The organism is Falsihalocynthiibacter sp. SS001 (assembly GCF_042445055.1).
GTDB lineage: Bacteria > Pseudomonadota > Alphaproteobacteria > Rhodobacterales > Rhodobacteraceae > Falsihalocynthiibacter.
Window position 1 is genome coordinate 2459506 of record NZ_CP170339.1, and the last position, 13571, is coordinate 2473076.

Below are 13571 nucleotides of genomic sequence, written 5' to 3' on the forward strand. Positions count from 1 at the left end.
TGACCAACACTTGGAAAGGGGCGGCATGCGCATTCTATTTTGGCTCTTGGTGATCGTGTCCATTTTGTGGGGCGGATATTGGTTTATCGGCTCTTCTGCGGTGGAGCGAGAGGCGAAAGCCGCGCTGGCGAATGCGTCTGAGGATGGATACGCGCTACAATATAGCGAATTGAAAACAATTGGATTTCCAAGCCGCTTTGACACAACCATTTCTGATGTTGATTTTACAGCGCCTTCAGGGCTTCGCTGGACCGCGCCATTTTTTCAAGTATTTGCGCTCAGCTATAAACCTTACCACCTCATAGCGGTTTGGCCGAACGAGCAGACAATCTCTGATTTCGCAAATACTGTCGAGCTTACTTCGGAGGATTTACGCGCAAGCTTGATTGTTGAGCCAAACACGAAACTTGCGCTTGATCGCCTGCAACTGACCGGTCTGGGCCTAGAGGCCAACATCAATAACTCAGATAATGTAACTGTTCAGGATCTGTCCGTTGCCACGCGCCAAGGCATCGCAGCGCAGTCGCACGATATTTTTGTTTCGCTGAACGATCTGCACGTGTCATCTCCGCAGTTGCCGCGCGGGCAAATTGCATTTGATGCCGCAACATTGGATGCGAATGTCGTCTTCGATCAGCCACTCAATCGCGAAAGCGAGCGCCCCGAGGTGCTCAAGATCATGCTAAACAATGCCAATGTTTCGCAGGGCGATGTGCGCCTCGGCGTGTCGGGCGAGCTGAATTTCGATGCCGCAGGGCGCGCGAACGGTAGCTTAACGCTCAAGGCCGAAAACTGGCGCACCGCGTTTGATCAACTGCGCAGTTTGGGTGTTCTACCGGAAAAGAATGCTGAACAGCTACAAGGACTACTATCGGCGCTTGCGAATTCCTCGGGTTCAGAAACAGATATCACCGCGCCACTTGCGGTCAAAAACGGAGCCGTTTTATTTGGTTTTATTCCGCTCGGACAAATTCCGCCGCTCTAGCGACAATAGGTTCCGTTGCGGTATCGGGCCGTGTCGAAATGGAAATGGTCTTGATGAAAGCGATCAGCGTTCGGCCCTAGAACCGTACCAAACGGACCGCAGGCCGCTTTGTGCATTGCGCGCAACAACTTACCCTGCGCGGCGCTATTCCACCCCTTCAGGACAGAAAGAAACACACCGTTATTCAAGGTGATGCCTGAAATATCGACGGCACGACCTTTTCCGTGCTCTGAAATCTTGGCACCCCGCTGGTTATTGCGAGTCCGGCAATTGTAACCGGCAACGACGTCAATCCGCTGAACACCCCCGCCCAAGCGACCGACGATTGGAACAACTCCCTTACCAACCCACGCGTTCAGCGCCTTGGCCGTACCGCAATCCATCGTCGCCGCACGAGAGAGCGGCACGCCAGCAACGGCCGTTACACGCACAGGGTTCTGAATTCCACATCCGTTAATCTTGCCCGGTATCGCGCTCAAGTTTTGGCCGCGAATTTCGGCAACGCCACAAATGGACCCCTTCTTACTTGTCGGAATCCGCTGGGGCGTCACAACCGCGAGCGAGGCTTTCTGTACCTGAGGTTGCGCGGCGGCAATCCTTGCCACACGAGAGGGGCGCTTAATCGGGCGGAGCGATTGCGAGACCGCGGCGCGAGAAGTCACAAGCGTGACCTTGGCCTGAGGAGTGGTTCCGCGAACGACGCGCGCGGTCTTTAGTTCTTGACCGCCGACAAATACGGGGCGCGGAACGGGGCGGACCGTAGCATTGTAGTAAACAGGCACGAGCGAGAGCCGCTGACCCGTTTGGTTTTCTTGTGGAGAGGGGCGAGAGATTGGACGAAGGGACGCAGATGGCGCGCTCGCAGATGCGGCAACGGGTGCGGCAAGTGCCGCCAAGAGAATAATCGTCTTCGCTAATCTCATTCTGTGCTCTTTGTTCCTCGTCCGAAATCTGGGGCGTCCGTGTCTTGGCCAGCCTCAATAATACCGCGTCGAATAGCGCGTGTGCGCGTAAAATAGTCGAATAATTGCTCGCCGTCACCCATTCGTATTGCACGTTGCAATGCAAACAGCTCTTCGGTGAAGCGACCAAGTATTTCGAGCGTGGCTTCTTTGTTGTTCAGAAACACGTCCCGCCACATAGTTGGATCACTCGCGGCGATGCGCGTAAAGTCACGAAAACCAGCGGCAGAGTATTGGATAACCTCGCCGTCGGTCACACGACCAAGATCATCCGCAACACCCACCATCGTATATGCAATCAGGTGCGGCGCATGGCTGGTAACAGCAAGAACGAGATCATGGTGCTCGGCATCCATCTCATCCACATTCGATCCAACGCCTTCCCAAAGTGCACGCAGCTTTGCGATGGCTTCGGGCGCGGCTCCCTCACTCGGAACAAGTAGGCACCAGCGGTTGTCGAATAACTCGGCAAAGCCAGAGCGCGGCCCCGAGTGCTCGGTGCCTGCAAGGGGGTGAGCTGGAATAAAATGTACGTTTTCAGGTATATGAGGAGAAACAGCCTCGATAACCGCTCCTTTGACGGACCCGACGTCCGTTACACAGGCGCCTGATTTGAGGACGGGTGAAATCTCTTTTGCAACCTGCGCCATAGCGCCAACAGGCACGCAAAGCACCACAAGGTCCGCCCCTTCGCAAGCCTCTGCTGCGCTATCGCAGACTTCGTCACACAGGCCGATTTCGCGCGCTGTATCTCGTGTTTCTTGACTTCGGGCATACCCTGAAACGGTGCCCGCTAAGTTACCGCGTTTCATCGCCCAAAACAGCGACGAAGCAATCAGGCCAAGACCGATCAGCGCGACCTTACCGTAAATCGGGGTCGATTGTGGGCTTACTGAACTCATGCTTTTCGCTCGACTTTGGCGGCACTCATAAAGGCTGCAATCACATGTACAACGCGGCGACAGGAGGATTCATCACCAACTGTGATGCGCAAACATTCAGGCAAACCATAGGAGGAAACTTGCCGAACAATCAGCCCTTCTTTTGCCAGCGCTTCATTACAAGCGTCGGCCTGAGCCTCATTCTCAAAACGTGCCAGAACAAAGTTCGCGTGAGAAGGATCGCATTTCAGGCCAAGCCCAACGAGAGAGTCGACCAGCCATTTGCGCATCTTGGCGTTCTCGTCGCGACACTTGGTAACGAATGCTGTGTCCCGAACGGCGGCCTCTGCTGCGGCGATTGCCGAAGACGAGAGGTTGAACGGTCCACGTATACGATTGAGCACGTCAATCACATGCGCAGGGCCATACCCCCACCCGATCCGAAGCCCGCCAAGGCCATAAATTTTTGAGAATGTACGCGTCATAACGACATTGTCCCGCCTATCGGCAAGCGCCGCGCCGCCGTCATAACCCTCGACATACTCCGCATAAGCACCGTCGAGCACGAGCAACACACCCTCTGGCAACTCATCCGCAAGACGCTCTATCTCTGGCGCATCAATCATGGTGCCCGTCGGGTTGTTGGGGTTCGCGATAAAGACAAGTCGCGTTTTGTCGGTACAGCCCGCGAGAATGGCATCAACATCCGTGACGCGCGCATTCTCAGCAACCTTTACAGGGGTCGCGCCAGCCGCCATTGCGCTGATCGGATACATAAGAAATCCGTGCTCGGTATATAGCACTTCGTTCCCCGGACCTGCGTAGGCTTGGCAAAGGAAATTGATAATCTCGTCCGAGCCAGCGCCACAGATAATCCGCTCTGCGTCGAGATTGTGAACCTCGGCAATAGCTCCGCGCAAACCCGCATGGTCCGACGACGGATACCGATTCAAGTTGTGCATCTCGCGCGCGTATGCGGCCTTTGCAGCTTCGGATGCGCCGAATGGATTTTCGTTGGAGGATAGTTTTACGACATGCTGAACGCCTTCAACCGAGGATTTCCCCGATTTATAGAGTTCGATTTGCATGATACCTGGCTGTGGCTTAATCGTTGAGCGCATACTAAAATTCCCCTTATGAGCAGGTTCTAGCGAGCCAGAACCTGCTTTGCCATATGCAAATTGCCACATTGCCCACGCTAAGGGAAATTTCGGCCGATTGTCACGGGGAGTGGCCCCTGCGCCACGCTTATTTTAGGCCACCTTTGCCTGAGGGGAAAAACGTGCTGTGCGCGGGTCGGCACGATAGTTCGGCATATATGTATGCACATTTTCAGCCAGTTCGATCACGCTCTTGATGATCATTTCAACGGTCTCATCGGACATCAGATAGCTGAAATTCAACCGCACCCAACCTGGCTTGGCGAGTTCTTCGCCCTGCTCCAAGGCAGCAAAGAGCGCCTCTGAATCCTGCTGATTGATACCAAGCAATCGATGCGCGTACGGCCCTGCACACGCACATCCTCCGCGCACCTGAATGCCATAAACATCCGACAGCATCCGCGTAAAGAGTTGCTGATGCACCGGCTTCCCGTCCACATCAGTGATACACAAACTAAAGAAGGGTAAACGCTCGGCTGTTGGGTTCCCAAGCACCTGAATTTGCGGGTGCGCTTCAAATGCCTGCATGCCTTCGGCACAGTGGCGTGCCTCACGCTCGTGGATTGTGTGATTTCCCACACTCTCTTTGACGAGGAAAGCTAGTGCCGCGCGAATATCGCCGATCACGTTGGGAGTTCCCGCCTCTTCGCGGGCTTCGACTTTCGCGGAGTATGCGTGCGCCCAAGGCGACACAAAACTCACCGTGCCACCACCAGGACGGCTGGGCGTGTTTCGCACAACGGCGTCGCGGCGCAAAATCAACACGCCAGAGGCTCCCGGCCCTCCCGCAAATTTATGCGGCGAGACAACGACAGCATCTTTTGCCGTGTTGCCCCGCCCCATTGCGATCGGAACATAGGGGCCCGCCCCTGCATAATCCCAAACCGCCAAGGCTCCGTGAGTTTTGAGTAGCCTTGTTATTTCTTCATCGTCACTCAGAATGCCTGTGACATTAGACGCCTTAGAAAACGCCCCAATGAGCAAGTCGCATTCGCGATGTTCGATCAGCGCTTCTTTGAGGACCGCGAGATCAGGCCCGCCCGCAGATCCCTCTGGAATCTCAACGACTTTGGCATTGGATTCCCGCCAAGGAAGGATGTTGGAGTGGTGCTCATATGGTCCAATAAATACGACAGCATTCTTGGCGTCATTGACCCCAAGCAACGACACCAATTGATTAAGCCCCGCAGTCGCACCTGCCCCTGCAAAAATGACCGCGCAATCATCATCCGCACCGGTAACGCGCGCAATCTCTGCCCGCGCCGCAGCGCGCATTCGCGTCATATACGCTCCACAGTATGATGCTTCGGTATGGGAGTTCGCATAGTAGGGAAGCACGTTCTCATGGATGTAACTCTCAACCTGACGAAGCGCACGACCAGAGGCCACATAATCTGCGTAGACAAGCGGCACGTCGCCATTCAATCCAGGGATCATCGCGCCTTCGCCGATCAAACCGTCGCGGAAGAATTGGACGGGATCAGGGCTGGCAATGGTTTTCTTGAAGTCTGTGAGGGGCATTTGGTATCCTTTCGTAAGGAACTTATACCCCGTCAAAAGGAAGATATTGACCCAAATGACATTGCCAATGACATCTTTCTCGTGTCATATGACCCGTAATGGACAAGAAAATAGATCATATAGATAGACGCATCCTTGCGGAGCTACAGCGCGATTCGTCCCTGTCACAGCGCGCTTTGGCAGAGCGCGTGAACCTCTCTCAGAATGCCTGTTGGCGTCGCCTTCAGGCTCTCACTGAAAATGGTGTTCTACAAGGTTCCACCGCGCGGATTGATCGTCGCAAACTGGGGCTGACCTTGGTTGTCTTCGTCATGCTGCGAACGCGCCACCATTCCGCAGAGTGGCTGCGGACATTTCGCAGGCACGTGCTCACGATTCCAGAAATTGTGGATTTTCATCGGATTGGTGGTGATTACGATTATCAACTCAAGGTCGTCACCGAAAGCATGGACACATACGATAAGGTCTACCAACGACTTATCGAAGGTATCGAGCTTGATGGTGTCACAAGTTACTTCGCGATGGAAAGCATTGCCGAGGGGCGCCCGCTTCCCATCGAATAGGGTGCCTTACCCAGCCGACACATCACCCTCTTTGGGGCTGTAGGAATAGGTAAACTGTGCGCCCTGCCCTCTGTCACGGATGCCGATCACACCGTTTTCGATCAACAAGAAGAGCTGACAATCTGAATCTTGGCTATGCGAAGCAAGCGTGCGGCAGTAATACCCGCGACGCCATTCCCAATTGCCAGTCATCTGTTCGCCGCCGAACACGCCGGAAATGGTACCGTCCTGATGAATGAACAGATTATTTCCGTCACCCAGATAAAGGGGCCGTCCAGCAACATAAGCACGGAAGGCCTCTTCGGTTTTGATTACGCTAGAATCCCTCGAAACATCATTCGTAGAAATGACATTGTATCGATTTCCACAGGCCGCCAGCGTTGCGGCAAGTGACAGTGTAATTGCTATAACTTTTAACATAATACCCCCACCACATTGAAAGGCATTCACGCTAAACCACCCCCGCCCCCAAGTCAATAAAACGCAAAAAGGGCCGCCAATCGGCAGCCCTTCTGAAAATTCTGATGTGGCGAAGATTAGTTCTTCGCGTAGAATTCCACCACGAGGTTTGGTTCCATTACGACTGGGTAAGGAACGTCGCCGAGGCTAGGTGTGCGAACGAATGTTGCTGTCATCTTGCTGTGGTCAACTTCGACATAGTCAGGAACATCACGTTCCGCCAATTGTGTGGCTTCGATCAGAACTGCGAGTTGCTTGGAGCGATCACGCACTTCGATAACGTCACCTTCTTTAACGCGGTAAGAAGGAATGTTCACTTTCTTGCCGTTCACTTTGACGTGGCCGTGGTTCACGAATTGACGTGCAGCAAATACTGTTGCAACGAATTTCGCACGGTAAACAACGGCGTCGAGGCGGCGCTCAAGCAGACCGATGAGGTTTTCACCTGTGTCGCCTTTTACACGCTCAGCTTCGCCATAGATGCGGCGGAATTGTTTTTCGGTCAGGTCGCCGTAGTAGCCTTTAAGCTTCTGCTTGGCGCGCAACTGTGTACCGAAGTCGGAAATTTTACCTTTACGGCGCTGACCGTGCTGGCCTGGTCCGTATTCGCGGCGGTTAACTGGAGACTTAGGACGGCCCCAGATGTTTTCGCCCATGCGGCGGTCGATTTTATGCTTGGCAGACGTACGTTTAGTCACGGCTGGATCCTTTCAAGTGCGCTCGACAGTCGAGCTTGTGAAAGGTGCTTTCCTTTCCGTTGGACCAGAACGATCCGCGGGCGACAGAACATCTCTCGCGAGAGTCACAAACACCAAAGTAATTTCCCAACCACATTGGCCGAGAATTCGGGGCTTATATAAGCTCAGATAGCAGAGTCAATGACCAAAGGACGTGTTTTCCAAACATTCGCCCATTCTCTTGATTGACAGAAGCGCCCAGCCAAAACCGAGCGCTTCAACCTGCATTATCACGGGCATTTCAGAAGCAAAAGCGCCCCTACCCTGTTCTTATGCCGCAAGCGCCGAGTCCATACTGCTCAGAATACGAGCCCAGCCACCTTCGTGATTGCTTCGTTTCTCCTCATCCATAAAGCGAACATGGGTAAGCGTAACGTGCGTACCGGTCTCTACCGGCTCAAATGTCAGCGTAACGGTACTGTCTTCCACGGACACGGGGCTTTCCCATGTGAATACGAGGCGCTCGTGAGGTGAGATTTCCTTGTAGGTGCCCGCGTGTGGAATTTCTTGATCGCCAACCTTCATGACCACTTCAAAACGCCCCCCTTCTTTGGCGTCGCTAGAGGCGCTCGGCACCGACATATTGTCTCCGGGCAGCATGAATTTACGTAACATATCGGGGTTTAGCCAAGCGTTAAAAACGGCTTCTGGGGTCGCGTTGATTGTGCGGTCTACGGTAAGAGATAGATCAGTCATCTTCGTTGTCTCCTTGGGTTACAATGTCGTCAAGTGCCTCTAAACGGAGGCTCCAGATCGAGCGTAGCGACGCGAACCAAGCATCAATTTCCACGAGCGGCTCCATCTGCACCTCGATGAGGTGCTCTCGCCATTCCGTCCTGCGCGCCACCAGCCCTACGCGCTCCAGCACCTTTATGTGCTTGGAAACCGAGTTGAGGCTCATGTCGAACTGACGGTGAATAGCCGTCACCCGCATCGCTCCCTGCTGCGCCAAAAGCGTCAGGATTGCGCGTCGCGTAGGATCGCTTGCCGCCTTCAGTATCTCGCTTAATGCGTCTTCATTTATTCGTTCAACCATAAGGGTGAATAACACTCAATACAGATATGAGTCAACCAAATAGGTGAATGACACTACACCCCACCTATAACCTAATGTTAACGATCACAAATCTTGTTTTATTACCCCATTGCCGCTAGCCTCGGATAGGTTTGGATTAGTTAGTTATTTTTAAGGGGAATCATGGCGCAAGACTCTGGGGCATCTCACCGACCTGTTGACGTGCTGCTAGACAATAAAGACGTCACACGCGTTCGGACTCCCCAGGTGGATATCGAGATCGTTAATCGCGTGGCCTCCCAAGAGAGCGGGCTATCTTGGCGGCTCTCTAAGTTCACAACGCACGGACCAAAGGAAGTCGAGGTACAAGGCATTCGCGCCGCGGATTTTGTTTTCACGCAAGTTCCACTCATGGGAACCTTCGATGCACAACTTGCCTGCGGAACGTCATTCAACTCAGGCTCTGTTGGTCTTGTCCGCCCCACGAGCGCAAATGCGCTATTCAAATTCGAGCAGTCCGAAAACCAAATGTTCGGCGCCATGATCCCGCTTGCATCTATCCAAGACTGGTTCGGGGAAAATGTGCCGCTCGGGATGCGCAAAATGCTTGATGATAGCTCCCTCCAAGCGTTTCACCGTGGCCTGCCGCCACCTGTTTTCCTAAAACAACTTCTATCGCACGCGTTGCAGAACAAAACGCCCCTGCGCAGACTGTTACTGGATGGGGTGGCGCTGCAAATTCTAGGATATCATCTGGATAAGCTCGACTGGGGCAAGCATCGCGGCCCCACTTTGGCAGAGCAACGCTGCGCGCGCGACGCGCGGGCCATTATGAAAGCGAATGCAATGTCACCGATGTCCATTGCCGAGATCGCAGGAACGCTCAAGATTTCGGCGCGGCGGCTTGAGATCGCGCATAAGGAACTGTTTGGTAGTAGCCTTCATCAGTCCATGATCCAGCTTCGACTTGAGGCCGCATGTGACGCCTTGCGCGCAGGCGAACCAATCAAATCTGTTGCGCATCGAATGGGATATTCCAGCGCAAGCAACTTCTCCTACGCGTTCCGCCGTCAAATCGGCTTACCGCCACGTGCATGGCTTGATAGCCAAATGAACACAGCCCAAATCAGGCTTATTGATCCCAAAGACTGATACCCAACTAGAGCTCGCTAGAACTTCCAGCGCGCGCCCGCCAGAACTGCGCTGAGATCTTGGTAGTCGGTGTCTTTATTGTCAGAATATCGATAACGCCGGTATCCAACATACAGCGCAAGGTTATGGCGATCGATGTGCTGTACGGCCTGAATACCGAATGATTCCGATTGTCCATTCGGCAGCGTAATGTTTGTCCCCTGATAACGGTCAAACGAAAGCGCTGTCTCGCCCAACTCCCAGAAGGTTTGGCGCCAGCCAAGTTTGGTATATACATAACCGCCATTTTGCGTGAGCACATCCGCCATCGCCACGGTCAGGTTAAGCCCCGTTTCATGGTGGAGAAAGCTTGCAGAGCCTGACAACGTACCCGCCCTCTCAAAATCATCGCGCCAACCGTACCCGATGGCGGCATCCACGTTGAACACTTCACCATTGTAACGGTATCGCATCGCGGCGTCAAAATACTCTGTGTCCCTAAAATCGGTCAGGATGTCAGTTCCAGCAGCGCCGGAAAACTGAAAGCCCGAGAATACCCGCGAGTCATAGCGCACCCGAAATCGGCGGCCACCGTCGTAGTTCCGAAAAACCTGTCCGATCGGGATACCAGATAATTCGGTTCCGTCGCGAATCCCAAAAAGTCCCGCCGGATACTGAAGCCCGGAATAGCCAGCGACCCTTGTGCCCGAATAATCAGATTCAGAAATTCCATCGGTCGCCATGCTCCCCTGTCCGAACCAGAAGGTACCTGCCTCGGTGAAATAGCTAATCTCGACTTTGCGGATGTCAGTTTTACGCCATTGGAACTCGGCGACATCTATGCTTTGGTTTACTTCGGAGGTCGTTTTGAAGCCAAAAGCGGTCTCGGCGTTGAATTTGAACTCGCTGCCATCCTCCAACTTAACCGTGGTTCTAAGGCCTATGCGACTGACGGAGTTGGCGTTATCCGCGGTGCGGCGGTAGCGCTGAACGCCGTCATCAACATATTGAAATGTCGGGTTAAGATGCCCGTAAATCTGCCATCGCAGATCATAGAACCGCTGAGAGGTCCCCTCCTGCCCCATCGCCCCCTGAGCCAAAGCAAGTGAGCCGGCCGCCGCAAACGCAAATTTACGGACAGGCCCTAACATTGGAACGACCAACAAAGAAATATTGCAAAACCGGCCAAAGAGTGCACCTAAAACACATGTTTAAATGCCTCTAGTTTAACGCCTGTATGCAACCTTTCTAGTAAAATTATGAGTAGCGTTCATCCGAACGGCGACGCATCAGCAAACTCTGAAAGGCAAACAGCCTTAGCCGCACTTGCTGTGGCCACAGTCCGTGCACGTCATGCACCCCTCTAGCATCTGCAAGGTATACTGACCGCAGGATGGACACGCCTTTCCGCGCGGAGCACCGCCGATCGCGACAACGTCGGCTTGTGGATCAGCTTTGAGCCCCATCCCCTCGCCTTCTATGAACCCGATCAGAATCAAATGGCGTTCGATAACTCCACCAATCGCCGCCAAAATAGAGGGTACGTATTTCCCTTCCATCCATGCGCCGCCGCGTGGGTCAAACACCGCCTTCAGCTCCTCAACCACAAAGGACACATCTCCGCCCCGACGGAACACCGCAGAAATCATCCGCGTTAGCGCGACGGTCCAAGCAAAATGCTCCATGTTTTTGGAGTTGATAAAGACCTCAAACGGGCGACGATGCCCCCCGATCACGACGTCGTTGATCGTGATATAAATCGCGTGCTCACTGTCGGGCCACTTAAGCTTATAGGTGTTCCCCTCCAACGCCTGCGGGCGATCCAAAGGCTCGCTGATGTAAACAACATCCGCGCCTTCATCGACCTCTGGCGCTGCTTCGCTCTCGCTCGACACACTGAGAACACTGCCCGTCACATCGTTTGGACGGTAAGTTGTGCATCCCTTACAGCCTTGATCCCAAGCGGCCATATAAACCTCTTTGAAATCGTCAAAGCTGATATCCTCAGGACAGTTAATCGTCTTGGAAATAGAGCTATCGACCCATTTTTGGGCGGCTGCCTGCATCCGAACGTGATCCAGCGGCGCGAGGGTTTGTGCGTTTACGAAATAGTCTGGCAGCGGTGCATCACCATTTTTCTGACGCCACAGATCCACAGCGTAATCGACAACCTCTTCTTCGGTGCGGCTTCCATCTTTTTGCAAGACCTTGCGCGTGTAGGCATAGGCAAACACTGGCTCAATCCCGCTTGAAACATTCCCCGCATAGAGTGAGATCGTCCCAGTAGGTGCGATTGAGGTCAAAAGTGCGTTGCGAATACCGTGGGTTCGGATTGCTTCGCGTACGTCGTCGTCCATTTGCATCATATTGCCAGACGCAAGGAATTTATCTGCGTCGAATAGTGGGAACGCGCCTTTTTCCTTCGCCAATTCCACAGAGGCCAGATACGCCGCGCGCGCAATCGCTTTCATCCACGCATCGGTCTGACGCGCGGCCTCTTCCGAACCATACCGAAGCCCGACCATCAACAGAGCATCCGCAAGCCCCGTTACGCCAAGACCAACGCGCCGTTTGGCTGCGGCCTCTTGCGCTTGGGCCTCGAGCGGGAAACGGCTCTCGTCAACCACGTTGTCCATCATGCGAATGGCCGTCCCGACGAGCTCCGTCAGCGCCCCTTCGTCAAGTGCGGCGTCGTCTTCGAATGCGTTCGCAACGAGCTTTGCCATATTGATCGACCCAAGCAAACACGCGCCATATGGTGGCAAAGGCTGCTCGCCACATGGGTTCGTTGCCGCAATCGTTTCACAGTAATTCAGGTTGTTCGCCTGATTAATCCGGTCGATGAAAATCACACCTGGCTCGGCGTAATCATACGTGCCCTGCATGATCTTGTTCCACAGGTCCCGTGCTTGGATCGTATGGTAAATCTTGTCACCAAACTTCAGATCCCAGCTTCCGTCTGCTTTCACGGCTTCCATAAAATCATCCGTGACGAGCACAGAGAGATTGAACATCCGCAGTCGCGCGCTGTCGCGCTTTGCTGAAATAAAGTCCTCAATATCGGGGTGATCACACCGCATGGTCGCCATCATCGCACCACGGCGCGAACCGGCAGACATGATTGTGCGACACATCGAATCCCACACATCCATAAACGAAAGCGGCCCCGAAGCATCGGCAGCAACGCCCATTACGCCTGCGCCCTTGGGGCGGATCGTCGAGAAATCATACCCGATTCCGCCGCCCTGCTGCATGGTCAACGCGGCTTCTTTGAGCATGTCGAAAATTCCGCCCATGCTGTCGGGAATCGTGCCCATAACAAAGCAGTTGAAAAGCGTTACCGCACGGCCCGTTCCGGCACCCGCGGTGATACGGCCAGCGGGGAGATACTTGAAATCTTCCAGCGCTTCATAGAACTTGCCTTCCCACTCTTCGGGCTTCTCTTCAACCGAAGCAAGCGCACGCGCAATACGGCGCCAACTATCTTCAACACTCGCATCAACAGCCGTTCCGTCCGCGTTTTTGAAGCGGTACTTCATGTCCCAAATTTGCTCGGCGATAGGGGCAGAAAAACGGCTCATATTATGGTCCTGATGTTGGAAGTGATGGGGTGTCCAAGCTATGCTTATAATCGGGTGCGGTCAATTGCCAATCGGCCAGTTTACGGGTAATAATGCATCTCGCGACGCAGCATAACGTTACCACATATTGAGGCGAAAATCAAAAATGACCATACATATGGTAAAATTATGCGTAGGAATTGACTCGTTTGAGCATCTCCAAAGCCACCGCGAAGCACAGGCGATCTCTCCTGAATTACCGACCGAACACGTCACAAGAATGTGGCCCAAACGTGAGGCAGAGCTTCTTGACGGGGGGTCGCTTTTCTGGGTCATCAAAGGCGTTATTCAAGCCCGTCAACAACTTCTGTCATTTGAAGAGCGTATCGGGGCCGACGGCATCCGGCGCTGCGCGATTCTTCTTAACCCGACCCTTGTGCGAACCCAGCCTGCAACCCGTCGGGCCTTTCAGGGCTGGCGCTACTTGCAACCCCAAGACGCACCCGCCGATCTACACCGCCAGAAATCCACCGAAGAACCATTGCCAGCACATCTAGCAGCGGCCCTCGGAGAGATTGGCGTTCTCTGATCGAGCAA

14 protein-coding genes are annotated in these 13571 nt (G+C 53.9%); 4 read left to right on the plus strand and 10 right to left on the minus strand.

The features are described 5' to 3' along the window. The first annotated feature begins 25 nt into the window (after positions 1 to 25). Positions 26 to 985, plus strand: coding sequence for a DUF2125 domain-containing protein (locus ACFE33_RS11860; RefSeq protein WP_380053646.1), 960 nt, complete (start codon positions 26 to 28; stop codon positions 983 to 985). Here the strand turns inward: ACFE33_RS11860 and ACFE33_RS11865 are convergent. The 4 genes from ACFE33_RS11865 to ACFE33_RS11880 all read right to left on the minus strand — a co-directional run bounded on the left by ACFE33_RS11865 (position 982) and on the right by ACFE33_RS11880 (position 5509). Next, a complete protein-coding gene (locus ACFE33_RS11865) occupies positions 982 to 1908 on the minus strand; it encodes an extensin family protein (protein ID WP_380053648.1) in 927 nt (308 codons plus the stop codon). The genes ACFE33_RS11860 and ACFE33_RS11865 overlap by 4 nt on opposite strands. Next, a complete protein-coding gene (locus ACFE33_RS11870) occupies positions 1905 to 2849 on the minus strand; it encodes a prephenate/arogenate dehydrogenase family protein (protein WP_380053650.1) in 945 nt (314 codons plus the stop codon). Before ACFE33_RS11870 ends, ACFE33_RS11865 begins: the two co-directional genes overlap by 4 nt. Continuing rightward, positions 2846 to 3949: a histidinol-phosphate transaminase gene (hisC, locus tag ACFE33_RS11875; protein ID WP_380053652.1), complete on the minus strand. Its 1104-nt coding sequence runs from the start codon at positions 3947 to 3949 to the stop codon at positions 2846 to 2848. Before hisC ends, ACFE33_RS11870 begins: the two co-directional genes overlap by 4 nt. A 132-nt stretch (positions 3950 to 4081) precedes the next feature. Further along, on the minus strand, positions 4082 to 5509 hold the full coding sequence (locus tag ACFE33_RS11880) for an aminotransferase class V-fold PLP-dependent enzyme (RefSeq protein ID WP_380053655.1): 1428 nt from the start codon (positions 5507 to 5509) through the stop codon (positions 4082 to 4084). Between the two features lie 98 nt (positions 5510 to 5607). On the opposite strand from ACFE33_RS11880, the gene ACFE33_RS11885 reads away from it, so the two are divergent. Then, complete coding sequence (locus ACFE33_RS11885) at positions 5608 to 6072, plus strand: Lrp/AsnC family transcriptional regulator (RefSeq protein ID WP_380053658.1); 465 nt, start codon at positions 5608 to 5610, stop codon at positions 6070 to 6072. A gap of 6 nt (positions 6073 to 6078) precedes the next feature. Here the strand turns inward: ACFE33_RS11885 and ACFE33_RS11890 are convergent, their stop codons facing one another. The 4 genes from ACFE33_RS11890 to ACFE33_RS11905 form a co-directional block, all read right to left on the minus strand. Further along, on the minus strand, positions 6079 to 6492 hold the full coding sequence (locus tag ACFE33_RS11890) for a hypothetical protein (protein ID WP_380053660.1): 414 nt from the start codon (positions 6490 to 6492) through the stop codon (positions 6079 to 6081). A gap of 116 nt (positions 6493 to 6608) precedes the next feature. Beyond that, a complete protein-coding gene (gene rpsD, locus ACFE33_RS11895; protein ID WP_380053663.1) occupies positions 6609 to 7229 on the minus strand; it encodes a 30S ribosomal protein S4 in 621 nt (206 codons plus the stop codon). A gap of 309 nt (positions 7230 to 7538) precedes the next feature. Continuing rightward, positions 7539 to 7964, minus strand: coding sequence for an SRPBCC domain-containing protein (locus ACFE33_RS11900; protein ID WP_380053666.1), 426 nt, complete (start codon positions 7962 to 7964; stop codon positions 7539 to 7541). After that, complete coding sequence (locus ACFE33_RS11905; RefSeq protein WP_380053668.1) at positions 7957 to 8304, minus strand: ArsR/SmtB family transcription factor; 348 nt, start codon at positions 8302 to 8304, stop codon at positions 7957 to 7959. The genes ACFE33_RS11900 and ACFE33_RS11905 overlap by 8 nt, the downstream gene beginning before the upstream one ends. Positions 8305 to 8466: 162 nt before the next feature. On the opposite strand from ACFE33_RS11905, the gene ACFE33_RS11910 reads away from it, so the two are divergent. Then, positions 8467 to 9435 carry a helix-turn-helix domain-containing protein gene (locus tag ACFE33_RS11910; protein ID WP_380053671.1) on the plus strand — a complete coding sequence of 323 codons (969 nt, stop codon included), beginning with the start codon at positions 8467 to 8469 and terminating at the stop codon, positions 9433 to 9435. 17 nt (positions 9436 to 9452) lie between these two features. On the opposite strand, the gene ACFE33_RS11915 is transcribed toward ACFE33_RS11910, so the two are convergent. Then, a complete protein-coding gene (locus ACFE33_RS11915) occupies positions 9453 to 10565 on the minus strand; it encodes a porin (protein ID WP_380053673.1) in 1113 nt (370 codons plus the stop codon). A 165-nt stretch (positions 10566 to 10730) separates the two neighbouring features. Further along, positions 10731 to 12995 (minus strand): adenosylcobalamin-dependent ribonucleoside-diphosphate reductase, encoded by a 2265-nt coding sequence (locus tag ACFE33_RS11920; RefSeq protein ID WP_380053676.1) that lies wholly within the window; start codon positions 12993 to 12995, stop codon positions 10731 to 10733. A 145-nt stretch (positions 12996 to 13140) separates the two neighbouring features. On the opposite strand from ACFE33_RS11920, the gene ACFE33_RS11925 reads away from it, so the two are divergent. Beyond that, positions 13141 to 13563, plus strand: coding sequence for a DUF1489 family protein (locus tag ACFE33_RS11925; RefSeq protein WP_380053679.1), 423 nt, complete (start codon positions 13141 to 13143; stop codon positions 13561 to 13563). Positions 13564 to 13571 lie beyond the last annotated feature (8 nt).